19 protein-coding genes are annotated in these 25894 nt (G+C 58.7%); 13 read left to right on the top strand and 6 right to left on the bottom strand.

The window, feature by feature from the left end; genetic code table 11:
• Positions 1 to 164 precede the first annotated feature (164 nt).
• The 12 genes from tcyJ (at position 165) to AC1DRN_RS11810 (ending at position 11954) form a co-directional block, all read left to right on the top strand.
• Positions 165 to 965: a cystine ABC transporter substrate-binding protein gene (gene tcyJ / locus AC1DRN_RS11865; protein WP_223462714.1), complete on the top strand. Its 801-nt coding sequence runs from the start codon at positions 165 to 167 to the stop codon at positions 963 to 965.
• Complete coding sequence (tcyL, locus tag AC1DRN_RS11860) at positions 965 to 1630, top strand: cystine ABC transporter permease (RefSeq protein WP_223462713.1); 666 nt, start codon at positions 965 to 967, stop codon at positions 1628 to 1630. The genes tcyJ and tcyL overlap by 1 nt, the downstream gene beginning before the upstream one ends.
• Positions 1631 to 1634: 4 nt before the next feature.
• On the top strand, positions 1635 to 2390 hold the full coding sequence (gene tcyN, locus AC1DRN_RS11855) for an L-cystine ABC transporter ATP-binding protein TcyN (protein ID WP_223462712.1): 756 nt from the start codon (positions 1635 to 1637) through the stop codon (positions 2388 to 2390).
• 482 nt (positions 2391 to 2872) lie between these two features.
• Positions 2873 to 3637 carry a hypothetical protein gene (locus tag AC1DRN_RS11850; RefSeq protein ID WP_223462711.1) on the top strand — a complete coding sequence of 255 codons (765 nt, stop codon included), beginning with the start codon at positions 2873 to 2875 and terminating at the stop codon, positions 3635 to 3637.
• Positions 3638 to 3928: 291 nt separating this feature from the next.
• The gene (locus AC1DRN_RS11845) at positions 3929 to 5161 is read left to right on the top strand and encodes an SfnB family sulfur acquisition oxidoreductase (protein ID WP_223462710.1); all 1233 of its coding nucleotides are present in this window, start codon (positions 3929 to 3931) and stop codon (positions 5159 to 5161) included.
• 38 nt (positions 5162 to 5199) lie between these two features.
• Positions 5200 to 6393: an SfnB family sulfur acquisition oxidoreductase gene (locus AC1DRN_RS11840; protein ID WP_223462709.1), complete on the top strand. Its 1194-nt coding sequence runs from the start codon at positions 5200 to 5202 to the stop codon at positions 6391 to 6393.
• On the top strand, positions 6393 to 7751 hold the full coding sequence (locus AC1DRN_RS11835; RefSeq protein ID WP_223462708.1) for an LLM class flavin-dependent oxidoreductase: 1359 nt from the start codon (positions 6393 to 6395) through the stop codon (positions 7749 to 7751). The genes AC1DRN_RS11840 and AC1DRN_RS11835 overlap by 1 nt, the downstream gene beginning before the upstream one ends.
• A gap of 129 nt (positions 7752 to 7880) precedes the next feature.
• Positions 7881 to 8690: a MetQ/NlpA family ABC transporter substrate-binding protein gene (locus AC1DRN_RS11830; protein WP_223462707.1), complete on the top strand. Its 810-nt coding sequence runs from the start codon at positions 7881 to 7883 to the stop codon at positions 8688 to 8690.
• Between the two features lie 2 nt (positions 8691 to 8692).
• Positions 8693 to 9814 carry a methionine ABC transporter ATP-binding protein gene (locus tag AC1DRN_RS11825; protein ID WP_223462706.1) on the top strand — a complete coding sequence of 374 codons (1122 nt, stop codon included), beginning with the start codon at positions 8693 to 8695 and terminating at the stop codon, positions 9812 to 9814.
• Positions 9804 to 10448: a methionine ABC transporter permease gene (locus tag AC1DRN_RS11820; RefSeq protein ID WP_108216106.1), complete on the top strand. Its 645-nt coding sequence runs from the start codon at positions 9804 to 9806 to the stop codon at positions 10446 to 10448. The genes AC1DRN_RS11825 and AC1DRN_RS11820 overlap by 11 nt, the downstream gene beginning before the upstream one ends.
• A 365-nt stretch (positions 10449 to 10813) precedes the next feature.
• Positions 10814 to 11170 carry a DUF6124 family protein gene (locus tag AC1DRN_RS11815; protein ID WP_223462705.1) on the top strand — a complete coding sequence of 119 codons (357 nt, stop codon included), beginning with the start codon at positions 10814 to 10816 and terminating at the stop codon, positions 11168 to 11170.
• A gap of 157 nt (positions 11171 to 11327) precedes the next feature.
• Positions 11328 to 11954, top strand: coding sequence for a class I SAM-dependent methyltransferase (locus AC1DRN_RS11810; RefSeq protein ID WP_223462704.1), 627 nt, complete (start codon positions 11328 to 11330; stop codon positions 11952 to 11954).
• A gap of 118 nt (positions 11955 to 12072) precedes the next feature.
• Here AC1DRN_RS11810 and AC1DRN_RS11805 read toward each other — a convergent pair whose 3' ends face one another.
• The 3 genes from AC1DRN_RS11805 to AC1DRN_RS11795 are packed head-to-tail and all read right to left on the bottom strand — an operon-like array spanning position 12073 to position 17284.
• Positions 12073 to 15123, bottom strand: a complete 3051-nt coding sequence (locus AC1DRN_RS11805; RefSeq protein ID WP_223462703.1) for an efflux RND transporter permease subunit — start codon at positions 15121 to 15123, stop codon at positions 12073 to 12075.
• Positions 15120 to 16184 carry an efflux RND transporter periplasmic adaptor subunit gene (locus AC1DRN_RS11800; protein ID WP_223462702.1) on the bottom strand — a complete coding sequence of 355 codons (1065 nt, stop codon included), beginning with the start codon at positions 16182 to 16184 and terminating at the stop codon, positions 15120 to 15122. Before AC1DRN_RS11800 ends, AC1DRN_RS11805 begins: the two co-directional genes overlap by 4 nt.
• Positions 16181 to 17284 (bottom strand): efflux RND transporter periplasmic adaptor subunit, encoded by a 1104-nt coding sequence (locus AC1DRN_RS11795; protein ID WP_223462701.1) that lies wholly within the window; start codon positions 17282 to 17284, stop codon positions 16181 to 16183. The genes AC1DRN_RS11800 and AC1DRN_RS11795 overlap by 4 nt, the downstream gene beginning before the upstream one ends.
• A 176-nt stretch (positions 17285 to 17460) precedes the next feature.
• Here AC1DRN_RS11795 and AC1DRN_RS11790 point away from each other — a divergent pair, with 176 nt between their 5' ends.
• Positions 17461 to 18657 (top strand): AAA family ATPase, encoded by a 1197-nt coding sequence (locus AC1DRN_RS11790; RefSeq protein ID WP_223462700.1) that lies wholly within the window; start codon positions 17461 to 17463, stop codon positions 18655 to 18657.
• A 24-nt stretch (positions 18658 to 18681) separates the two neighbouring features.
• Here the strand turns inward: AC1DRN_RS11790 and AC1DRN_RS11785 are convergent, their stop codons facing one another.
• The 3 genes from AC1DRN_RS11785 to AC1DRN_RS11775 all read right to left on the bottom strand — a co-directional run bounded on the left by AC1DRN_RS11785 (position 18682) and on the right by AC1DRN_RS11775 (position 25867).
• Complete coding sequence (locus AC1DRN_RS11785; protein WP_223462699.1) at positions 18682 to 19800, bottom strand: RHS repeat-associated core domain-containing protein; 1119 nt, start codon at positions 19798 to 19800, stop codon at positions 18682 to 18684.
• Positions 19801 to 20199: 399 nt separating this feature from the next.
• Positions 20200 to 20982: a MetQ/NlpA family ABC transporter substrate-binding protein gene (locus AC1DRN_RS11780; RefSeq protein WP_223462698.1), complete on the bottom strand. Its 783-nt coding sequence runs from the start codon at positions 20980 to 20982 to the stop codon at positions 20200 to 20202.
• A gap of 178 nt (positions 20983 to 21160) precedes the next feature.
• A complete protein-coding gene (locus AC1DRN_RS11775) occupies positions 21161 to 25867 on the bottom strand; it encodes an RHS repeat domain-containing protein (protein WP_223462697.1) in 4707 nt (1568 codons plus the stop codon).
• Positions 25868 to 25894 lie beyond the last annotated feature (27 nt).

Genomic DNA, 25894 nt, shown 5'->3' with positions numbered 1-25894 from the left:
TATTTATTATTTTCCTATCTAACGGCGTCATCTTATAGTCACGCCGCAGGCGAATTTGTAACGAGACGCATACGCTGCTTTAGGGCAGGATATCGCAGTCGTCAAAATCCCGAATTTGCCAACTTTCCTTAAGCGTCTTCCATAAGAAAACACAGGGGCTTGTCATGAATTTTTCCGCACTACGTCGCAATCTGCTGGTGGGCTCGCTGGGCCTGGCACTGAGCGCCGGCCTGATTGGCCAGGCGGTTGCCGGTGAGCAACTGCAACAAATCAAGGACAAAGGCGTGATCAACGTCGGCCTGGAAGGCACCTACCCACCGTTCAGTTTCGTCGACGCCGACGGCAAACTGGCCGGCTTCGAAGTCGAGTTCTCCGAAGCCCTGGCCAAAGAGCTGGGCGTGAAGGTCAAGCTGCAGCCGACCAAATGGGAAGGCATCCTCGCCGCCCTGGAATCCAAGCGTCTGGACGCAGTGATCAATCAGGTGACCATCACCGAAGAGCGCAAGAAGAAGTATGACTTCTCCGAGCCCTACACCGTTTCCGGGATTCAGGCACTGGTGCTGACGAAGAAGGCCGCCGAGCTGAACATCAAGTCCGCCGCCGACCTGTCTGGCAAGAAAGTCGGCGTAGGCCTGGGCACCAACTACGAAGAGTGGGTCAAAACCAATGTTCCTAAGGCTGACATCCGCACCTACGAAGATGATCCGACCAAGTTCCAGGACCTGCGTGTCGGCCGTATCGACGCCATTCTGATCGACCGCCTGGCCGCGCTGGAATATGCCAAGAAGGCCAAGGACACCACCGCCGCCGGTGATGCGTTCTCCCGACAGGAGGCCGGCATTGCCCTGCGCAAAGGCGAGCCTGAACTGCTGGCCGCGGTGAACAAGGCCATCGATAAGCTGCGTGCCGACGGTACGCTGAAAAAGCTGTCGGAAAAATACTTCAGCGCTGATGTCACTCAATAATGGGAGAAGCTTTCCAACTCGCACTGGACTCCGTGCCCTTTCTGCTCAAGGGCGCGTACTACACGGTGATCCTCAGCCTGGGCGGGATGTTCTTCGGTCTGGTGATGGGGTTCGGCCTGGCGCTGATGCGCCTGTCGCGCTTCAAACTGGTCAGCTGGATCGCCCGCATGTACGTGTCGTTCTTTCGCGGCACGCCGTTGCTGGTGCAACTGTTTGTAATCTATTACGGCTTGCCGCAATTGGGTCTGGAACTCGATCCGCTGCCGGCGGCCCTGATCGGCTTCTCGCTGAACATGGCCGCCTACGCCTGTGAAATCCTGCGTGCCGCGATCAGCTCCATCGAGCGCGGCCAGTGGGAGGCGGCTGCCAGTATCGGCATGACCCGCGCGCAGACCCTGCGCCGGGCCATCCTGCCGCAGGCGATGCGCACCGCATTGCCGCCGCTGGGCAACAGCTTCATTTCGCTGGTCAAGGACACCGCGCTGGCCGCCACCATCCAGGTGCCGGAACTGTTCCGTCAGGCGCAGCTGATCACCGCTCGCACCTTCGAAATCTTCACCATGTATCTTGCCGCCGCACTGATCTACTGGGTCCTGGCCACGGTGCTTTCGCACCTGCAGAACCAGTTGGAAGCGCGGGTCAATCGGCACGACCAGGAGTCCTGACCCAATGATTGTCGTGGAAAAACTGACAAAGCAGTTCAAGGGTCAAGTCGTGCTCAACGGCATCGATCTTGAGGTCAGGGAAGGCGAGGTGGTGGCAATCATCGGCCCGAGTGGTTCGGGCAAGACCACCTTCCTGCGCTGCCTGAATTTTCTGGAAGAACCCACCAGCGGCCGGATCAAGGTCGGCGATATCGAAGTCGATACCAGCCGTCCCCTGAACCAGCAGCAGAGCCTKGTGCGGCGTTTGCGCCAGCACGTAGGTTTCGTGTTCCAGAACTTCAACCTGTTCCCCCATCGCACGGCGCTGGAAAACGTCATCGAAGGCCCGATCGTGGTCAAGAAGACCCCGCACGCCGACGCCGTTGCCCTGGGTAAAAAACTGTTGGCAAAGGTCGGTCTGGCGGGCAAGGAAGACGCTTACCCGCGTCGTCTCTCCGGTGGCCAGCAACAGCGCGTGGCGATCGCCCGGGCACTGGCGATGGAACCGGAAGTGATCCTGTTCGATGAGCCGACCTCGGCTCTCGACCCGGAACTGGTGGGCGAGGTGCTGGCGACCATCCGCGGCCTGGCCGAAGAGAAGCGCACCATGGTGATCGTTACACACGAAATGGGCTTTGCCCGGGACGTGGCCAACCGTGTGGTGTTTTTCGACAAGGGCGTGATCGTCGAGCAAGGCGAAGCCAAGGCGTTGTTTGCCAACCCGAAAGAAGAGCGAACCAAGCAGTTCCTGAGCAAGTTTTTGAATAACGCTCACAACTAACAAACCTGCGCAGCAACGGTAAACTTCCATGGATGGAAGTGACACCCTCTGAAAAAAACACCTCAGCAATATCAAACTAAACTTATATATTCGACACGCCTGCTTTGTAAGCGCGTGCGGTACATATATAAGCTTCGCAATAATTAAATCGCGTTATTTCGTTCGGTCGCCTGTCGCATGGAATGACCGACCATTTGCCACGACACGACCCCATAGCGCGGCTTTAAGCGGATAAAGTCGACTCGGCGACATGGTTTACTTACTTGTCACCGTAGGAACTTTCTGAATAGCATCAAACACCACCCACAACTAACAAATCTCATTGACACTGGTTATAAAGAACTCTTATCTAGTCTCCAATCAGCGACACTCGTCACGCTCAATCATTATTTCAATTCAAAGTAATGAACGGTTTTGCTGTTCGATATTTAGTTTTTGATTTTCCAGAAACGGACATCGTTGCAAGACTTCAAGGAGACTTTATGAAAAGCACCTCGAACAAATCCGGGCTTGTAGCCCCGACCCTGGCGCAATCCAACAAGACCGGCATCAACGTCACTTGCGCGGCTCACCTGCTGATCGAGGTAGCGCCCTACCCCGCCATGGACGAAGGCGACCTGATCGAACTGTTCTGGGACAACTGCTACGTGGCCTCCTGCGTGCTGACGGCCAGCGATGTCGGCCAACCGGTGCAGTTGCGGGTGCCTGAAAGTTTTGTCACCAACGGTACCTCCCGCATTCACTACCGGGTCATGCAAGTTGGCCGTGGTCCGGCGGTATCGGCCAGCCGAAACGTGCAGATCAAACTCGACTGCCCAGGCGGCCAACCCTCCGCGCTGTGCGGCGATGAAAACCAGTGCCTGGCACCAGTGAGCATTCCCGAGGCAATTCGCCGCCAAGGGGTCAACCCGAATCAGATCAAACGCGGTGTGCCGTTGACCATCGAGCCGTACCTGAACATGGCTGTCGACGACGAGATCACCCTGCGCTGGGGCGATGTGCGCATGGACCTGCCACGGCTCAAGTCCGCTGATGTGGGTCAGCCGATTCAGGTCTGGATACCTGCAGCCATCATCCTCGAAGCCGGTGAAGACCTGCGGCTGGAAGTGACTTACTGCATCCTGGACCGGGTAGGCAACAACTCCCGCTGGGCACCGGCACGGACGCTGAAGATCGGTTGCGCCAATCCTTATCTGAAAGTCCCGAAGAAACAGCACCTCAAGGCCGCTGAACCCTGCAGACAGTGACGGCAGTGACTGTGCCCACCATATTTTTGTGGCGTGGGGGCTTGTCGGACCGCCCCCTCGCCACAGGGATTGCGTTCTACCCCGAGAACGCCCTTCTATGCATATTCCTAAAAGTTAGTTCATAAAATATTTATACACGTTTAGGGTATATAAACCGGACCACCGGACATTCTTGTTTTCATGCGCGGCCACAAGCGGCGCTTCCATAAGATGTGAGGTAGGTATGGTCCGGAACACAATCACCCCAGTGCAGACCGCCAGGGCATTGCGTGCAGCCAAGGAGTGGCACTGATGTCCAGTCTGGCAGATGCAATCGTCCAGAGTGATGTGGACGTCGCCCCATTGTTGTTGCCCGCGCAAGTCTTGCGCAACGATGCTCAAGCCCTGAGCGCCGCCCACGAGCTGGCGCAAGTCGCCCGCCTGCAAGCGGCCAGACGCGACCAGCAGCGCAAGTTGCCATGGTCGGAAATCGAATTGTTCACCCGCAGCGGCCTGGGCAGCATTTCCATCCCCCGCGAGTACGGTGGCCCGCAGGTTTCGTTTGTCACCCTGGCCGAGGTCTTCGCGATCATTTCCGCGGCCGACCCGGCACTCGGACAAATCCCGCAAAACCAGTTCGGCATTCTTAATCTGGTGCTCGGCAGCGCCACCGAAGTGCAGAAAAAACAGCTGTTCAAAAGCGTCCTCGAGGGCTGGCGCATCGGTAATGCCGGGCCTGAACGCGGCACCAGAAACACCCTGGAACTGAAGGCGCGCATCACCGCTGACGGCATCCTCAATGGCCAGAAGTTCTATTCCACTGGTGCACTGTTCGCCCATTGGGTCGCGGTCAAAGCGTTGAACGATGACGGCAAGCAAGTGCTGGCGTTCATCCGTCGCGGCACACCGGGATTGCGCATCGTCGATGACTGGTCCGGTTTTGGTCAGCGCACCACCGCCAGCGGCACGATTTTGCTTAACAACGTGCAGGTCGATCCCGAACTGGTGGTGGATAACTGGCGGATCAACGACACGCCGAACATCCAGGGTGCCGTCTCGCAACTGATTCAAGCGGCCATCGACGCCGGTATCGCCCGAGGCGCCATCGACGACGCCATCGACTTCGTGAAAACCCGCGCCCGGCCATGGATCGACGCCAAGGTCGAACGGGCCAGCGATGACCTTTACGTGATCGCCGATATCGGCAGGTTGAAAATCGAATTGCACGCCGCCGAAGCGCTGCTGCGCAAGGCCGGGCAAGTGCTCGATGACGTCAGCGCCGCACCATTCACCGCCGAGTCCGCCGCTCGCGCCTCGATTGCCGTGGCCGAAGCCAAAGTGCTGACCACCGAGATTTCGTTGCTGGCCAGCGAAAAGCTGCTCGAACTGGCCGGCAGCCGCGCGACCCTCGCCGAATTCAACCTCGACCGCCACTGGCGCAACGCCCGGGTGCACACGCTGCACGATCCGGTGCGCTGGAAGTACCACGCCATCGGTGCCTATCGCCTCAACGGCACGCTGCCTAATCGCCATTCCTGGATCTGACGACCAGAACACTTTTTACCAGAGCTCTGGAGAAACACATGACAAGTTCTCACCACATCGCGGTCATCACCAGCGATGAGCAAGCCCTGATCGTCGCCAGCGACCTTGCCGAAGACTTCAAACGCGACAGCGCCACACGCGACCGCGAACGCCGCTTGCCACACCCGGAACTGGAAGTGTTTTCCCGCTCGGGCCTGTGGGGCATCAGCGTGCCGAAGGAATACGGTGGCGCCGGTGTTTCCAACGTCACCCTGGCCAAGGTCATCGCCTTGATTGCCCGGGCCGACGGTTCCCTGGGGCAGATCCCGCAGAATCATTTCTATGCCCTCGAAGTACTGCGGGTGAACGGCAGCCACGAGCAGAAGCAACGCCTGTACGCCGAAGTATTGGCCGGTCAGCGCTTCGGCAATGCGTTGGCCGAACTCGGCACCAAAACCGCACACGATCGCGTCACCAGCCTGACTCGCGACGCCAGCGGCTATCGCATCAATGGTCGCAAGTTCTACGCCACCGGCGCGATCTACGCCCAGCGCATTCCCACCTCGGTGGTGGATGAAAACGGCGTGCAACAACTGGCGTTCGTCCCGCACAACAGCAAGGGCCTCACCGTAATTGACGATTGGAGCGGCTTCGGCCAGCGCACCACCGGCAGCGGCTCAGTAGTGTTCGAAGACGTCTACGTCGCGGCCGAAGATGTAATCCCGTTTCAAAGTGCCTTCGAGCGTCCGACCCCGGTCGGCCCGCTGGCGCAGATTCTCCACGCCGCCATCGACACCGGCATCGCCCGCGCCGCCTATGAAGATGCGCTGCACTTCGTGCGCACCAAAACCCGGCCGTGGATCGACGCCACTCACGAAAAAGCCACGGACGATCCGCTGACCCTCAAGAGCTTCGGCCACTTGAGCATTCGCCTGCACGCTGCCGAGGCACTGCTGGAACGTGCCGGTGAATTCCTCGACAAGGCCCAGGCCGACACGCATGCCGAGACCGTCGCGGCCGCGTCGATTGCCGTCGCCGAAGCCCGTGCCCTCAGCACCGAAATCTCCCTGGCCGCCGGCAGCACACTGTTCGAACTGGCCGGCAGCCAGGCGACCCTGATCGAACACGGCCTCGACCGCCACTGGCGCAACGCCCGGGTGCATACCCTGCACGATCCGGTGCGCTGGAAGTACCACGCCGTCGGCAATTACTACCTCAATGATGAAAACCCGCCGCTGCGGGGGACCATTTGATGACCGCCGCGAAAAAGAAAATCCTGCTCAACGCGTTCAACATGAACTGCATCGGGCACATCAACCATGGCCTGTGGACGCATCCGCGTGACACGTCCACCCGCTACAACACGATCGAATACTGGACCGAACTGGCGCAACTGCTGGAGCGCGGGCTGTTCGACGGCCTGTTCATCGCCGACATCGTCGGGGTCTACGACGTCTATCAGCATTCGGTGGATGTGCCGTTGAAAGAGTCGATCCAGTTGCCGGTCAACGACCCGCTGTTGCTCGTGTCGGCCATGGCCGCGGTGACGAAAAACCTCGGTTTCGGCCTGACCGCCAACCTCACCTACGAAGCGCCGTACCTGTTCGCTCGACGCCTGTCGACGCTGGATCACCTGAGCCGTGGGCGGGTTGGCTGGAACATCGTCACCGGCTATCTCGACAGCGCTGCCAAGGCCATGGGCCTGAGCGAACAGGTCGAGCATGACCGCCGTTATGACCAGGCCGATGAGTACCTGGAGGTGCTCTACAAACTCCTGGAAGGCAGTTGGGAGAACGGCGCGGTGCTCAACGATCCGCAGCAGCGGATCTACGCGCAGCCGGAGAAAGTGCACAAGGTCGAGCACAAGGGCGAGTTCTATCAGGTCGAGGGTTATCACCTCTGTGAACCCTCGCCACAGCGCACACCGGTGCTGTTCCAGGCCGGCAGTTCGGATCGTGGTTTGCTGTTCGCCGGGCGACATGCCGAGTGCGTGTTCATCAGTGGACAGACCAAGGCATCGACCAAGAAGCAGGTGGACAAGGTGCGCGCCAGCGCCGCCTCCGCCGGGCGCAATCCCGAGGACATCAAGGTGTTCATGGGCCTGAACGTGATCGTCGGTGCCACCGAGGAGCTGGCCTGGGCCAAGCACGCCGAATACCTGAGCTACGCCAGTGCCGAGGCCGGTGTGGCGCACTTTTCGGCGTCCACCGGGATCGATTTTTCCCAATATGAAATCGACGAGCCGATCCAGTACGTGAAAAGCAACGCGATCCAGTCCGCCACCAAACACTTGCAAAACAACGACTGGACCCGACGCAAACTGCTGGAGCAACACGCCCTCGGCGGTCGCTACATCACCGTGGTCGGCTCACCGCAGCAAGTGGCGGATGAGCTCGAATCCTGGATCGCCGAAACCGGGCTGGATGGCTTCAACCTGACCCGCATCGTCACGCCGGAAAGCTATGAGGATTTCATCGAACTGGTGATTCCCGAGTTGCAACGGCGAGGCTCGTACAAGACGGCTTATGACAATGGCACCTTGCGCGAAAAGCTGTTTAAGCGGGAGGCGCATCTGCCTCAGCAGCACACCGGCTCGGCTTTCCGACGCTAAAAGCATCGCGAGCAAGCTCGCTCCCACAGGGGGTTTGTGAACACCCGAGATCCACTGTGGGAGCGAGCTTGCTCGCGATGAGGCCCGACCAGACACTAAAAAATCAATGCACTGACTGGATAACTCATCATGAAAAAGCACTACCTCTCCCACCCAGTCAAAGCACTGGCCCTGGCCCTCGGCCTGTTCAGCTCGGTGACCTTCGCCGCCGACGCGCCGCTGAAAATCGGCACCACCGCTGCATTCGCCATTCCCCTTGAAGCCGCCGTCGAAGAAGCCGGCAAACAAGGCCTGAAAGTCGAGCTGGTGGAGTTCAGCGACTGGATCGCGCCGAACGTCAGCCTCGCCGCTGGCGACATCGACGTGAACTACTTCCAGCACATCCCGTTCCTGGAAAACGCCAAGGCCGCCTCGGGTTTCGACCTGGTGCCGTTCGCGCCGGGCATCATCAACAACGTCGGCCTCTACTCGAAGAAATACAAAAGCTTCGACGAACTGCCCCAAGGCGCCAGCGTGGCAATCGCCAATGACCCGATCAACAGTGGTCGTGGCTTGCAGCTGCTGGCCAAGGCAGGTCTGATCACCCTCAAGCCCGGCGTCGGCTACAAGGCCACCGAAGAAGACATCATCGCCAACCCGAAGCACATCAAGATTCTCCAGGTCGAAGCCGTGCAACTGGTACGCGCCTATGACGATGCCGATCTGGTACAGGGCTACCCGGCCTACATTCGCTTGTCGAAAACCTTCGATGCGGGCTCCGCGCTGCTGTTCGACGGCCTTGATCACAAGGAGTACGTGATTCAGTTCGTGATCCAGCCCAAGAGCAAAACCGACCCGCGCCTGATCAAGTTCGTCGACATCTACCAACACTCACCCGCTGTGCGCGCCGCGCTGGATAAAGCTCACGGCAAGCTCTATCAAGCCGGTTGGGAAAGCTGAACATGACCGCCGCCATCCAACGGCGACTGGAGATTCCAGAGCCGCAAAGCGCCGAGCGCACTGAGCTGCATCCCGAACTCAACCATGCCCACGTCCGCTTCATCGGCCTGGGTAAAACCTACAACGGCCAGCAAGGCCCGGTGGCCGCCCTGCACGGCATCGACCTGGCAATCCAGCGTGGCGAAGTGTTCGGCATCATCGGTCGCAGCGGCGCCGGCAAGTCGTCATTGATCCGCACCATCAATCGCCTGGAACAGCCGAGCAGCGGCCGGGTGCTGATCGATCAAGTGGACATCGGCGAGTTCGACGAAGACCGCCTGGTGACGCTACGTCGGCGCATCGGCATGATCTTCCAGCACTTCAATCTGATGTCGGCCAAGACCGTTTGGCAAAACGTCGAACTGCCATTGAAAGTCGCTGGTGTGCCGAAGGAAAAACGCGAACAGAAAGTCCGTGAACTGCTGGAACTGGTGGGCTTGCAGGCCAAATACAAGGCTTACCCGGCGCAGTTGTCCGGCGGGCAGAAACAGCGTGTAGGCATTGCCCGGGCGCTGGTGCATGACCCGGAAATTCTGCTGTGCGACGAAGCCACCTCGGCACTGGATCCGGAGACCACGCAATCGATTCTCGGCCTGCTGCGCGAGATCAATCAACGCCTGGGCCTGACCATTGTGCTGATCACCCACGAGATGGCGGTGATCCGTGAGATCTGTGATCGGGTCGTGGTGCTGGAACACGGGCGCATCGTCGAACAAGGGCCGGTGTGGGAAGTCTTCGGCAATCCACAGCATGAGGTCAGCAAGACGCTGCTGGCGCCGTTGCAATACGCATTGCCGGAAGAGCTGCAAAGCCGTTTGCAGGCGCAGCCAAACTCTTCGGACGCCGCCGTGGTCCTGCGCTTGCAGTTCACCGGCAGCCAACGCGACGAACCGGACCTGGCGGCACTGTTCAGCGCCCTCGGAGGCCGTGTGCGATTGCTGCAGGGTGGCGTGGAACGGATTCAGGGTCATGCGCTTGGGCAACTGCTGTTGGCAGTGACAGGCTCATCTCTCGGTGCCGAGCAATTGCGTCAACGCGCCGGCCATTGGGCGCAACAGGTGGAGGTACTGGGCTATGTGGTTTGATCGCTTGCTGCAGGGTTTCATCGACACGTTTTTGATGGTCGGCGTGTCGTCGCTGATCGCACTGTTGGCGGGTATTCCGCTGGCCGTGATATTGGTCACCAGCTCCAGGGGCGGCATCTACGAAGCCCCGGCGCTGAACCGTGCACTGGGTGCGTTCGTGAACCTGTTCCGCTCGGTTCCTTTCTTGATTTTGATGGTGGCATTGATTCCGTTCACGCGCTTGATCGTCGGCACCACTTACGGCGTCTGGGCTGCCGTGGTGCCACTGACCATCGCGGCTACGCCGTTCTTTGCGCGCATTGCCGAGGTCAGCTTGCGCGAGGTCGACCACGGTTTGATCGAAGCAGCGCAAGCCATGGGCTGCCGGCGCTGGCACATCGTCTGGCATGTGTTGTTGCCGGAAGCACTGCCGGGGATTGTCGGCGGGTTCACCATTACCCTGGTGACGATGATCAACTCGTCGGCCATGGCCGGGGCGATTGGCGCGGGTGGGTTGGGGGACATTGCCTATCGGTATGGGTATCAGCGGTTTGATAGCCAGATCATGTTGACAGTGATTGTGTTGCTGGTGGCGCTGGTGGCGGTGATTCAGTTGGGCGGGGATCGGTTGGCGCGGGGGTTGAACAAGCGGTAAGTGAAGATCCTGTCGATATTTCGCACAGGAAAATCAGCGATTCCGAAGGCCTGTTCCCTTTCCTTTGCAGGACGTTTCCTAGATCATTTCGCTCGCTTGCGCCTGCCAAATCCGGTGGCTAGTCTCGGTCCGTCACTGCTCATCAGTGATCGGGTTTAGTCGCCCGGATCCGCGTCGGGCGCACAGCGTCACCTTTTGTCAGGTGTTTTTTATTGCCTGAATTTTATGGTGGCTGTGCGCAGGGCACCCTCGTGGTGCGCCGGTTTTGCCTGGCGGCCGGTCGACTAACCTGTGTGCAGCCGCCACCCCCTGTTCGTTTAGTCGCGATATCGGTTGGCTCCAATTTATGCTCAGGAGTTTTACCAATGAAGAAATCCGTTCCCGATCCACCTTCCGAAAATCCCACCAACGAAACTGCCACTGAAGACCCTCTCAAAGATCGTTCAGCGCTCTACCGTGCAATCGATTTCTACCTCACCGGCAAGCAACCCGCACCAACCGATGAAATGCGCTTCTACAACGTCAGCAAAGACGTGAGCTTTGAAGACACCCAGCTCTATGTCGCCGACCTGCTGCGCTGCGCTTCGGTCACGGCGTATCAGTGTGGCGATCAACTCAAGGGCGCCGACCGGGCGATGGTGTACTCGATCTGGCATTTGCTGGAGATTGCCAAGGCGATGGTGGATCACTCCATTGAATGTCTGGGGATGAAAAAGGGCTAAGCCATCTGTTGTCAGTGCCACCGCCATCGCGAGCAAGCTCGCTCCCACAGTTGACCGCGGATACCTGTAGGAGCGAGCCTGCTCGCGATGGGCTGCGCAGCAGCCCCCGGCGCCATGGCGTATATTCGGTGAATCCAAATTGCCTGCGCAGCCGACCATGAAGCAAACACCCGACGACCTTGAACAGATCACCTCCACGACCCTCGGCCATTACAACGCGGTCGCCGAGGACTTTCGTGAAGGCACGCGCGATCACGACGTCAGCCAGAACATCGATGCCCTGCTGCGGCACATTCAGGGCGAGGCGCCTTTCGACATTCTCGATTTTGGCTGCGGGCCTGGTCGGGATTTGCAAACCTTCACCCGCATGGGCCACAAGGCGATCGGCCTGGACGGTTCGGAAAAACTCGCGCAGATGGCCCGTGAGGACAGCGGGTGCGAGGTGTGGCAGCAGGATTTCCTGAAGCTTGATCTGCCGGCCGAGCGTTTCGACGGGATCTTTGCCAACGCAGTGCTGTTTCATGTCCCGCGTCAGGAATTACCACGGGTGTTGAAACAATTGTGGGGAGCGCTGAAACCGGGTGGGGTGTTGTTCAGTTCCAATCCCCGTGGCGAGAATCAGGAAGGCTGGAACGGGGCGCGTTATGGGTCGTATCACGACCTGGCGGCCTGGCAGCATTTGTTGATCGAGGCGGGGTTTGTCGAGCTGGAGCATTACTACCGGCCGGCCGGACTGCCGCGGGAGCAGCAGCCTTGGTTGGCGAGTGTCTGGCGTAAGGCGTAAAGCCCGCAAATGTGCGGTGGTTGTACTGACGTCTTCGCGGGCAAGCCCGCTCCCACAGGGTTCAGCGCAATCCCTGTGGGAGCGAGCTTGCTCGCGATGAGCGCGAAGCGCTCGCCTTTTAAACAGCCTCCTTCTTCGGCTCGCGAATCTTGTACCAAGCCACATACAGCGCCGGCAAAAACAGCAGCGTCAGCAAGGTGGCGATGACAATCCCGCCGATCATCGCGTAAGCCATCGGCCCCCAGAACACTTCCCGCGCAATCGGAATCATCCCCAGGCTCGCGGCGGCTGCCGTCAGCAGGATCGGCCGGCGTCGGTGTTCAGTGGCCTCGACCACCGCGTCCCACGGCTCATAGCCTTTATTCTCGTACTCATCGATCTGGGTCACCAGAATCACCGTGTTACGGATGATGATACCGATCAGCGCCAGAATCCCCAGGATCGCCACGAAGCCCATTGGCGTTCCGGTTGGCACCAACGCCAGCACCACGCCGATCAAGCCCAGTGGCGCGACGCTGGCGACCAGGAACATCTTCTGCACGCTGTGCAACTGGATCATCAGGAATGTGGCCATCAAGAACAGCATCAACGGCACAACCTTGGCAATCGGCCCTTGGGCCTTGCCGCTCTCCTCCACTGTACCGCCGGTGGCGACCTTGTACCCGGGCGGCAGCTTGGCGGCAAAGGCATCGATGGACGGCTTGAGGATTTTCACCAGGTCCGTCGGCTGGATCTCGTCGCGTATCGCCGCCTTGATGGTGATAGTCGGCAGGCGATCGCGACGCCACACCAGCGGCTGCTCCAGTTCGTAGCGCACGGTGGCGAACGCCAGCAGCGGAATCGAGGTGCCGCTCGGCGTGACGATCTGCAAGTTCTGCAGGGTTTCCGGCGTACCACGTTCGGAGTCCACTGCACGACCGACTACGTTGATCAGATAGATGTCGTCGTCGACCTGGGTCACCGCCTGGCCACTGACGATGCCGTTCATCAGGTTAGCCACATCCTCGGAAGACAACCCCAACTGCCGCGCCTTGTCCTGGGCGATGTCGATGCGCAGGACTTTGCCCGGTTCATTCCAGTCGTAGATGATCTCACCAACGTGCGGGTTCTTGTCCAGCTCCGTGGCCAGGTCGATGGCATGCCGGCGCACCTGGTCGACGTCTTTGCCGCTGACCCGGTACTGGATCGGACGCCCCACCGGTGGGCCCATTTCCAGTGCCTGGACATAACTGCCGATGCCGACGAAGTCGTTGCGCAAGCGCTCGCGAAGCTTCTGCATCATGGCCTCGCGGGTATGGCCTTTGCTGACGATCACCAACTGCGCGTAGAACGGGTTTTGCAGTTGCTGGTCCAGTGGCAGATAGAAGCGGATGGCACCCTGACCGACGTAGGTGCTCCAGCGCACGATGTCCGGATCGTCCTTGAGCGTGGCCTCGAGTCTATCGACCGCCCGGCGGGTTTCGTCGAGCGAGGCGTTTTGCGGCAGGTTCAGGTCCACCAGGATTTCTGGTCGATCCGAAGACGGGAAGAACTGGTTCTGCACATAGCGCATGCTGAACACCGCCAGTACAAAGCACAGCACGGTGATGCCAATGGCCCACCAGCGATTGCGCATGCACCATAGCAGCCCGCCGTTGAACGCCTTGCCGATGCGCCCGGGTTCGCCTTCGTGGGGTTTCACGTTGGTGCTGAGGATGTGCACGCCAATCACCGGCGCAAACAGCACCGCCACCACCCATGACACCAGCATCGCACAGGCAATCACCGCAAACAGGGTGTAGGTGTATTCACCGGCGGAGCTGGCGTTCAAGCCGATCGGCACGAAGCCCGCCACCGTCACCAGTGTACCGGTAAGCATCGGGAACGCCGTGGAGGTGTAGGCGAAGGTCGCCGCCTGCTCCTTGGTCTCGCCCAACTCCAGACGGGTAACCATCATTTCCACGGTGATCATCGCGTCGTCCACCATCAGGCCGAGGGAAATGATCAGTGCGCCAAGGGAGATCCGCTGCATGGTAATGCCGCTGAACTCCATGAACACGAAGACCAACGCCAGCACCAACGGGATCGAGCACGCCACCACCAGCCCGGCACGCACACCGAGGCTGATGAAGCTAACCACCAGCACGATGATCACCGCTTCGAACAGCGCACGGGTAAAGCCGCCGACGGCCTCTTCCACCACCACGGCCTGATCCGAGACGTTGTAGATGCCAACACCCACCGGCAGGTCGGCGGTCAGTTGTTCGATACGCTCGTGCAAAGCCTTGCCGAACGCCTGGACGTTGCCACCCTTCTGCATGGCAATCGCCAGGCCGATGGCCTGTTTACCGTTGTAGCGAAATTCCGGCGAGGCCGGATCGACATAGCCGCGACTGATTTCGGCAATGTCGGCCAGACGATAGTAGCGGTCGTTGAGCTTGAGGTTGACCTCGGCCAGGTCTTTCTCCGAAGCGAACTTCCCTGAAGTGCGCACCGAAATCCGCTCCGGCCCGGCCTCGATGACACCTGCCGGGGTCACGGCGTTCTGGGTTTGCAGGCTCTGCACCACCTGACGCTGATCGATGCCCAGCGCTGCGAGTTTGCGCGTGGAGAAGTTCAGGTACAGCACCTCGTCCTGCTGGCCGACCATCTCGATCTTGCCCAGCCCCGGCACGCCGCGAATTTCCATGCGCGCCTGTTCCACGTAGTCGCGCAACTGACGCAAGGTCAGGCCGTCGGCGGTAAAGGCGTAGATCGACCCGAAGACGTCACCGAACTCGTCGTTGAACGACGGCCCCTGTATACCCTGCGGGAACTGGTATTTGATGTCGTTGATCTTCTTGCGCACCTGGTACCAGATTTCCGGAATGTCCTTGGCACTGGTGGTGTCGCGCAGGTACACGTACACCGTCGACTCACCGGGGCGCGTGTAGCTTTTCACGTAGTCGAGGGAGTCGAGCTCTTCGAGCTTTTTCTCGATCCGGTCAGTGATCTGCTTGAGGGTTTCCTCCTGGGTCGCCCCCGGCCATTTGCTCTGGATCACCATGGTTTTGATGGTGAACGAAGGGTCTTCTTCGCGCCCCAGGTTGAAGTACGAGAACACACCCATCAGCAACGCAACGAACATCAGATACCAGATGAACGACTGATGCTTGAGGGCCCATTCCGAGAGGTTGAAAGGCCCTTTCATTGACTGTCCTCGTCGAATTTCACTTGTTGCCCCGGTTTGAGGCTGTTCACACCGGCACTGACCACCCGCTCGCCGTTCTTCACGCCGTCGGCCAGCACCACGGTGCTTTCGGTGCGGCTGATCACGGTGACGTCACGGGGGGAGACGGTTTTACTCTGTGCATCGATCACCCAGATGCGTGGTTTGCCATCGACCTCCTGCAGCGCGGTGACAGGCAACTCGATGCGCGGCTTGATCGCCGAGCTCAGGGTGACGCTGATGGCCGTACCCAAGCGGAAGCCCTGTGGCGTTTCGGCCAGGGTCAGGCGGGCGCGACGGGTGCGCGTGGCGCTTTGGGCCTGAGGTTCGATTTCACGGATGATGGCGGTGGTGTTGATGCTCGGATTAAGTTGCGCGGCGACCAGGAACACCACATCGCTGGGCAGTTGATCGACCAGGGTATCCGGCAGGTCGATCACCGCTTCCTTGATGTCCGGTTGCGCCAGGGTCACCACTTGCTGACCGGCCGTCACCACTTGCCCGGCCTCGGCGCTCCACGCGGTGACTACGGCTTTATGGTCGACGCGCAACTCGGTGTAGCCCAGTTGGTCCTTGCTCTGGTTGACGGCTGCCCGGGCCTGATCGAGGGAGGCCTGGGTGGTTTTCAGGTCCGTGTTGGCCTCGTCGAGTTGCGCTTGCGCGCCGACCCCGCGGTCAAACAACGCTTGCTGACGCTGGGCAGTGGCCTTGGCGTTGATCAGTTGCGCCTGGATTTTCGCCAGATCGCCCTGGGCCGAGCGCAATTGGTTCTGTTGATCTGAAGGATCGAGGGTGGCGAGCAATGTGCCCTTCTCGACCTCGGTGCCGACATCGACGTTACGACTGGCGATTCGCCCGCCCACGCGAAACCCGGTATTGCTTTCAAAGCGTGCCTGGATACTGCCGGCGAAGCGGCCCAGGTCCTCTTCGCTCAAGGCCTGGACCTTGATCGACAGCACTGGCCGTACCGGCGCCGGCGGTGGTTCGCTCTTGGAACAGGCGCTCAGCACCAGCCCGATGGACAACGCCCATAAAGGCTTCATGGCTTTGCTCCCCACGTCAGATCCTTGTAAGTGTTTTCGGCAATCTCGACTTCCATGTCCGGGTGCAAGAGTTGTCCGCCCGCGATGATGACTTTGTCCCCGTCCTTCAACCCGTCGCTGATGATGACCTTGCCGGTCAGGTAGCGGCTGACCGTCACCGAATGCAATTGCGCCTTGCCCTTGTCGTCGACAATCCAGACAGCAGGACTGCTGATGTTTTTGGTCAGCGCCGACCACGGCAACTCGATGACCGATTTGCCCGATCCCCTGGCCGTGGCACTCACCACCGAACCCAACTGCATGCCGTCGGGCAGTTTGTCGAGGCCGACCTTGACCTGCACGGTTCCGGATTGCGCCGACACCGACGGGGTGATTTCGCGTACGGTGCCGGTGGTTTTGATCGCAGGGTTGTCGAGCAAGCTGAGGACAATGGTGTGATCTCGCGGCTTCTCGGCCAGCAGCGATTCATAGACATTGAACACCGCATCCCGGTCGCCGTCCCGGGCCAGGCTGAAGATCGGCATCGTCGCCTGCACCACCTGGCCGACTTCCGCCTGACGCTCGGTAATGATCCCCGGCGCATCGGCAATCAGCGCCGTATAGCTCAACTGATCCCTGGCATTGGCCAACTGCGCCTGAGCAGCGCTCAGGGCGCTCTGGCTGCTGTGCAAGGCGGCCTCGGCCGAGTCATATTCGCTCTGGCTGGTGTAGCCCTTGGGCAAGAGTTTTTGCTGACGTACGAACGCCAGCGCGCTCTGCTTCACCCGCGCCTGTTCGGCGACCACTTGTGCCTGGGCCGAGTCGACATTGGTCTGCAGATCCTTGGGGTCGAGCCGGGCGAGCACTTGCTTGGCGGTCACGCGATCACCGACGTCAACCGAGCGCTGGATGATCTTGCCACCGACGCGGAAAGACAGCTCCGTCTGTACCCGCGCCTGGATATCACCGGTGAGGGTGACCGAGGCCGCGTAATCCGCTGGCTTGACGACCTGCACGAACACCCGTGGCAGGTATTCCTGCACGGGTTTTTTCTCCTCGCAGGCCGTTAGCAGGGTGACGACACTCAAGGCCATGACTACTTTCAATCCGGGAACCGCCATGCAATCTCCTTGGCCTTTTTTATGGACAACTCGACAGAGAGCTTAGAACAGGATTTCAACTGCGCACGCTCCCTTTATGAAGAAACAATTCATAACGTTTTCCCCCAAAAACACGTGTCATAGACGCCTGCACGTACCTGAAAATGAGCCCGCTCGATCTCGCCCCAGGAACCCATATGCTCAAGACCCTTGCGGTGGCCAATTACCGCTCGATCAACAAATTGGTGATCCCGCTGGGCCGGCTGAATCTGATTACCGGCCCTAATGGCAGCGGTAAATCCAACCTTTACCGTGCACTGCGCCTGCTGGCGGAAACCGCTCAGGGCGGCGTGGTCAATGCGCTGGCCCGTGAAGGTGGGCTGAATTCGACCTTCTGGGCGGGCCCGGAAACCATCACCCGGCGTATGCGCAACGGCGAAGTGCCCGTCGAGGCCACGGTGCGCCAGGGCGTCAAACGCCTGCGGCTGGGGTTTGCCGGGGAAGATTTTGGCTACTCGATCAGCCTGGGGTTACCCGACTCCAACGGTCATTTCATGTTACCCGAGCACTCGTTACCCATACCTTCACGCTTCGGCCTCGACCCGCAGATCAAACGGGAATGCCTCTGGGCTGGAGCGTTCTATCGTCCGGCCAGTCTGCTGGTCGATCGTGACGGCCCAATGATCCGTGCCCGCGCCGATCGCAAGTGGGATGTGCTGGCGCAGCACACGCCGATGTTCGACAGTCTGTTCGATCAGGTCGGCAGCCTGCGCGGTTCGCCAGAAGTGCTGGAGATGCGCGAGTTCATCCGCCGCTGGCGCTTTTACGATCACTTTCGCAGCGATGCCGACGCCCCGGTACGCCAGCCGCAACTGGGCACCCGCACGCCGGTGCTGCACCACGACGGACGCGACCTGGCGGCGGCCTTGCAGACGATCATCGAAATCGGCGATCCCGAGGCATTGCGAGCCGCGATCAGCGACGCGTTTCCCGGCGCCAGGCTGGCCATCGAACCGCTGCCGGGCGGGCGCTTCACCATCGAATTCTTTCAGGAGGGTTTGTTGCGGCCGTTGTCCGCCGCCGAGTTGTCGGACGGAACACTGCGCTATTTGCTGCTGGTCGCCGCGCTGCTGACGCCACGGCCGCCGACGCTGATGGTGCTGAACGAACCGGAAACCAGTCTGCATCCGGATCTGCTGCCGGCGTTGGCGCGCTTGATTATCCGCGCTTCAGAACATTGCCAGGTGTGGGTGGTGTCCCATGCCCGGCGGTTGATTTCGGCGTTGCAGCAGGACCCGGATTGCAATTGCATCGTTCTGGAGAAAAACCTTGGGCAAACCGGGATTGTCGGGCAGCGGATGCTGGATGAGCCGGCGTGGTATTGGCCGGATTGAGGTCAGGTAAACTGTGACGCATGTTCATGGCGCTAAAGGATTACGAATAATGCTCATGGAGTTACGAGGCGACGTACCTCCCAGTCTGTTCAATGCAGCATCGATTTCTGGTGTCATCCAGTCAAAAGGTGTTTCATCAATGGCCCTAAGTGGCGGTGCAGAAGGCACTTGGGCCAGCGTCGAACCGCTCAAAGACGCGATGGAAGGCCGGGGTGTAGCAGGTGGTGTCGCAACGACTGGTTGCCCCTTGTTCTTCACAAAACGCATCAAGGCAGCTTCAGTTCCAGGCTTGCTCGCGGCCCAGTAAGTACCCCCTCTCGATGCAATCGCCAACCCCGTCAGTCCTAAAGCGACGTACCCCAGTATTTTGGCTGTCTCAGGTTCATCGACAAGCGTTGCAACGGCACTGGCAACCCCAACCAGACCTGTGGTGAGTATCGTACCGCTGGCAACTACTGTGCTGACTGCCGTAGCGGACTGTCTGAACGGCAACTTCGTCACAGCCCCCAACCTCAAGGCGTCCTTGGCCAAATTATAGGAGGGGATGACACGGGACATGCCCAGTCCTGTGTTCGTCACGCTCAACAGACTTGTGATTAACCGGGCAATGTCGGCAAACCGCCCCGTCGGATCACTGAAATTCACAGGGTCCCCCAGGCAATACGCATACGCATTCAACCCACCCCGCCCAAACGGGCTCAACCTGTCAGGACTGTTGAAGCGCATCAGTACCGGATTGAACGCCCGATGCCCGTTACCCAGCAGATAATGACCGGTGGCCGGATCGACTGCTTCACCGGTGAATCCCAGCAAACTGCCGGGACCACTTTCGACCCGCCGATGACCGTAGGGCGCGTAGACCTGCCGCACAACTCCGCCAGGACCGTCCATGCGCAACACCGAACGTTGCTGATTGGTGACCAGCAACTGGCTGTTGCACTCGGCGCCGTCAAACGATTGCACTGCCAGCAGTTGCCTGTCGTGTTGAAGCACGCAGTGCCCCCCCTGACCTTTCAGTTGCGTCACCAGATGTTCGCCGCAGTAGAACCGGGTCAGTTTTTCCAGCTCCGACAGCTCCAGCTCTACCAGCCGGTCCAGGGCATCATAGCGGTAGCGATTGAGGTGACGAGTCAATGCGCTCATGAGGGTCGACTCCCGGCGAAGGAAGCAGTTTGCACCTGCTTGAATGCGTCGGCACCTAGCAGAACTGTTAGTGCCGGGAAAAAACTGACGCCCAGGTTTGCCCAGACAAGAGAGGACAGCTACTTCCCATTGCGCCGTAGGAAAAATCTTTTTTTCGAAACGCTGCTCCAGGGACGAACCACTTTTGGCCAGACTTCCGGCCAAACCTCACAAGGACGAGAAAATGGCAGACGTACAACCGCCGCAACGGCTGGATCCGCAGGACATTCTGAAACTCTTGATGGCGTTGCGCAGGGCCCTGGAGTCCAGGCCGGCCTGAGCAATCCATTGTCCAATAAAAAACGCCGACGCTAAATCAGCCGTCGGCGTTTGAAACCTCTAAGGGGCTTGCTTCGCGAATCAGAACGCCGGCAGTACCGCGCCGCTGTACTTCTTCTCGATGAATGCTTTCACTTCCGGGCTGGTCAGGGCTTTGGCCAGTTTCTGGATGGCAACGCTGTCCTTGTTGTCCGGACGGGCCACCAGGTAGTTCACGTAAGGCGAATCAGCACCTTCAATGATCAGCGCGTCTTTCGCCGGGTTCAGGCCCGCTTCCAGCGCGTAGTTGGTGTTGATCATATCCAGGTCGACCTGATCCAGCACACGCGGCAACATCGCGGACTCAAGCTCTTTGAACTTGAAGTTGTGCGGGTTACTGGCAATGTCTTTCGGGGTCGACACGGCGTTTTTCGGGTCTTTCAACTCGATCAGGCCAGCCTTCTGCAGCAGGATCAGGGCACGGCCGCTGTTGCTGCCTTCGTTCGGGATGGCGATGGTCGCGCCATCCTTGAGCTCAGCCAGGGTTTTGACTTTCTTCGAGTAACCGCCGAAAGGTTCAACGTGCACGCCAATCACGGTTTCCAGGTGAGTGCCTTTACCTTCGTTGAAGCTCTTCAGGTACGGCAGGGTCTGGAAGTAGTTGGCGTCCAGACGCTTCTGGTCGACCTGCACGTTCGGCTGAACATAGTCGGTGAAGACTTTGATTTCCAGGTCCACGCCTTCTTTGGCGAGGGTTGGCTTGATCAGCTCGAGAATCTCGGCGTGTGGGACCGGGGTCGCGGCAACCACCAGTTTCTCGCCAGCCTGGGCCAGGCCCGCGGTCAGGGCAGCCGCCAGTGCGGTGAACAACAGAACCTTTTTCATGCAGTGTCCTTATCGAAAATCACAGTCGCTTGTGGCGACGGCTTGAAAACGCGAGTGCCAGTGAAGTGCTATCGCTGGCGTGATGCGGACAATACCGGGATTTTTTATTCCCGAACAATAACTTTTATTCAAGTTGATATTCCATTTTGAAAGCATCCAAATCTCTGGTCATCATTGCTCAAATGCCACGCAGCGTGTCGATCTGCTCGCCAATCTCATGGGTGAATGACTCCAGAGCGTCCACCACATCGCTTCGAAACTTCTGAGCACTGAAATCCTCGACCAGTGATGGCCAGTAATCTTGAAGAAACGCGTCGGCTTTGGCCGCGTACTTTTCCGAATTCGCGACCACGAATGCTGTTTTGGCAGCGATACCCGCCCCACTGATTACCGATTTCGCCGTCAACACGTTGTTGAGCCGGCTCTGCAATTTGACTGTACTTCTCAATGCCTCATTTGCCGTGGAAACAGCGCCGTATAGACGCCGCCCCACCGTCACGCGCGCGACTCCCGCCTGTGCAGTCACCACGTCCGCCAGGGAGTTCACACTTTTCGTCAACGCAAAGCCAATGCCTTTACTGGCAATTTTTGCAACCGCGGTGGCTCCGAGCGACACCACTCCCAGCGCTATCGACGAGTAGGTCAATACCTGAGCGCCAAAGGTATCCGGGGCCAGTTCATCGACAACCGCCGAGGCAACTGAAACTGTCGCGGAAATGGCCTCCAGTGTTAACAAGGCGACGGCGTTAGCCGAGATCGATACGAGTGGTGCGGTTGCGCCCAAGGTAACGGCTGTCAGGGCAACCGCAGCGGCGGCCAGGGCGGTGGTCACACCGATTTTCACCCACCCCAAGGTCGAGATATGCCCGGTGGGATCCTTGAGATTGACCGGATCTCCCAGACAATAGGCATAGGCATTGATGCCGCCATCCTCAAAGGGGCTCCAACTGTCGGGGCTGTGAAATCGCATCAATCGGGGGTTGTAGGCCCGATAACCCCTGCCGAGCAGATAGCACCCGGTTGACGGGTCCAGTCGCTCGCCCTGAAACCCCAGCAGGGCACCAAGTCCGCTCGATGCGGGGCGATCACCATAGGGAAGACAAGACAAAACAGATTCGTCTTGAGATCCAAGGCGCGCAAGGGCCGTGCCCTGACCATCCGTGACAAACAAGACAACGTCGTCACCTTGCTGCTCGGCCAAGGACATGCCGTCGCCTGACAACAGACTGCGTCGGTGGTTACCCGCCACTTCGCTGCACAGCGCATGCTCGCTATAGAAAAACCTGATCAGCTCTCCGGATTCGGCAGCCACCGCATGCAATTGATCTTCGCCGTCGAATTGATAATGCGCACGACCGCCAGCGCTGGCCACACTTTCGAGCCGGCTCAGAGTGTCATACCTGAACGTGCGCCCTTGGTTATCGTTGAGCAGATTACCGTTGGCATCGTATTCGAAGCTCACTTGCCCGGGCTGATAGTGCGCGTGACTGTGAGTCAGTGAACTCAACTGGGTTTTGTCAGGACGATCGTAAAAAAACCTGCACAGGTTCTCCTCCCCATCGAAACCCGTACGCACCGTCAACAGGTTATCGAGGTAGTCGTAGGTAAATTCCTGAAAATCAATGCGTTTTCCCCAGGCATCGATCGGTGCCTGCGTGCCCTCACAGTCATAGCGCTTCAGGCGCCCGCGCCTGTCGTAGGCGAAGGTTTCTGTACGTGACTGCGCACCGGACACCAGCGATCGTTGCTGAAGTTTGTCATCGGCCCCAAACTCTTGAAGGACCTCCAGGCGAGATCCGTCGCCGAACTGTGAAATACGCTGAATCTCACGACCGAACTCATCGTGAACCAAGGTGGTCGTCAGCGAACGTTTCGAGGCGGTGTCCTCGACACTCAATGTCAGCAACTGGCCCTGGGCACCGTAGGCGTACTTCGCCAGAACCGGTCTCTGCTGAATTTCTATGGGTCGCGCCGCAGCGTCATGGATATAAGTAGTTTCTACACCATTAACATCGGTAAAGCTGATGGGCAGCCCATTCAATGAACGGGTAGTGGCAGTACCGAAGCGGCCTTCGCTGGAGATCCACTCCCGGGACTTCTCTTTGCCCGACCCGGAGTACTCAAACCGGCGCTGAATGGCAGGGCTGGAGGTTTCGACGAGTTGCCCGGTCAATGGATCAAATCGATATCTGGCTGATTGAGCATGACTGCCCATCCGCTCGGTCACTGCCCCGTTGAGCATGGGATCAAGGGTGAACCTGAAAATATCGCCCGCCGCCGTCACTTGCTGCAAAGGTTGAGCACCACCGCCCTCATAGGTCCTTGTTTCGGTTCTGCCGCCGACGGTCGTACGGGTGACACGTAACAAACCGTCATAAGTCCGGGTGCCCAACACGTAGTCATCGGCACTGATTTCGATCGGATGATCACCCGTGCTCAGAGGGTCATACTTTTTTTTTATCGAAGTACCATCCGGCAGAGTCGTCTCGATCAGACGACCGAAAAGGTCATATCGGAAGCTCGTTTCGAATCCTGCCTCGTTGGTTTGCGTCAGGCAACGCCCAAGTCCGTCATAGGAAAAAGTCGCGGTAATAGTGACCACACCTTCGGAATCGATGCGTTCTTCCCGATCTGGCTTACCGAACACGTTCAATACAGAACGGGTTTTTCCAGCGCCGTCGCACCAGCATGTTCGAGTCAATGAAACCGGGTCAAACACATCGTTCACCGCGACACCATCAGGACCTACCGTTCTGCATACGCGCCCCCAGCCGTCGTGGCTGTAGGTCGTGGTTGACGCAGTGGCCTTGTCATCGAACCAGTCCTGGCTGACTTCGCTCACCAGTCGACCAAAATTGTCGTAGTGGGCCTCATAGGTCAGACGTAATGGTCTGTCGGGTGAATCGACATCCTGAACTTTGACTTTGGTCGTGCGCCCGACCCCGTCGAGCCAAATCTTGCTCAGCACACCCCGTATGCTGGTGATGCCGACGGTTGCGCCGTCCTCTGGCTGGCTTTCACCGTAGAATTCGGTGATGCGTGACGCGATGTCCGTTCCATCGAATGCCGCTGTCTCGCGAACAACACGGTTCAGATTGTCGTACTTCTTCAACAACTCATTACCGGCCCCATCCCGAGCCTTGACTTCCTGTCCGATAAATCGGTCATGCCAGACTTTGCGATCATGCCTTTCGCTACCCACGTACAATTGTTGAAGGGTTTCTACCCGATCTCCATCAATTGAATATTTGAATTCGAGACGGCGGTTGCCGTTGTGCCCGGCTTGCGAGCGACTCTTGAGGCGTCCGTAAAACGCATCACTGGCATCATCGATGTACTCGAATCGAGTATCCACGCATGGCTTTTCATTCCCTCCTTCAAACAGCCTTTCGCTTTGAGGCAACAAAAACCGATGACCGTCTTCGCGCATGGAGGGCAAGTCAATGTAGGAAAAACGGACAATGACCGTCGGCGCCGGGGCAAAATCAGGGGAAGGCGTGACCGATCGCTCCTTCAATGCCGTAATGAAACCCAGTGGGTTGGGGGGGCAACCCTCGGCACCTTCTGCCGGGTAATAGACGTAATCCTCCCGGGCTCCGCTCGGATTTATCTGCGTTAGCAGATTGCCGGATTCATCATAGGTCGTATGCGTGGTTTCGGTTCGGGGCGCGGCGTTCGTAGAAGTATCGACATAACTGACGACAGAAGTTTTCTGCAGTTGAAAATGGGCGGGCTGATCGGAGAAGTCCAGACCGTCAACATCGTGATAGGTAATCGTTCTTTGCTGCACCTTCCCGTTGGAAGCGCACTTTTCCGAGATCATCAGGTGGAAGCGGTTGTAGGTTCTTTCGATGCGACTCAGTTCAACTGTCTTGTCGCCCACACCCGTAACCAGGCGTTCGGTACAGGAGTAGGTGTAAGGCCCTTTGTGCCCATGCAGATGGTCCCCGTCCTGCTCCCAACGAAGTCCCGATTGATAGCCGAGGAAATTTTTGTCGGAGTATTCATAGACACGGGTGATCGTCGGCAACCCTGAACCCGGCACCAGAACACTGCGCCGCACCGCCGGCAAAGCATTGATGGGTGCCCCGAGCGGTAACCGATGCTTCTGAGGAGCGTACTCAATACTCTCGACACTGCCACCCGGTGCGCGGATATCCGTCATGACCAGAAAGCCATTGAGTAATTGGTAATCGAATGACCATGCAAGGTGCTCGGCGGGACCGTGATCAAGGGTAATCTGCCGGAGCCATCCATCGCGAACCTGCAAAACAAACTTCAAGCGTCTTTGCGGATGATCAGGCCATACGGTAATGCTGGCGGGTTGATCTTTCGTTTCATAACTCAGGGCCACGACGCGGTGTTGCTGATCGTGAATTTCGTGCAGGACACGGCGGCCCCGTACCAACATGTATTTCAGACTGATCGAGCGCCCTTCGTTGGAGTAAACATGTTCAGGCAGCCATTCGTCATACGTTTCATCTGGCCTGACCAACCTCTCGATCAGACCGTTTTTATGGCTGACAACCAGATTGTCGCCGTCGAGCGTGACCCGGGTGTCTTGAAGCTTTTTATCCTTGACGACGAGCCGCCCTCGGCTGATGTAGACACGATAAGAAACTCCGCTTGCAAGGGTCAGTTTACGGGTCTTCCGATTGTAGGAGCTCAAACCCAATGACCAGCCGCGTCCCCAACCGAGATCTGTTGTGCGGAAACTATCGAATGAAATACTAAAGGATATCTGTGGACCGTTGATATTGTTAGCTACCCACCCCGCGAGATTAAGGCTGGTACTATAAGATCCGGTACGGACATCAACTCCAGACTGGATAAATTCAGAAAAATTGAATGCGTTGGATTCCACTTCTGGCACTGCTGTACTCATCATCATTCCTTGACTTTGCAGACACAG

This window comes from Pseudomonas sp. P5_B3, assembly GCF_056400405.1.
Note: the sequence above shows the minus strand (reverse complement) of the source record. Positions and strands in the feature narration are given on the sequence as shown.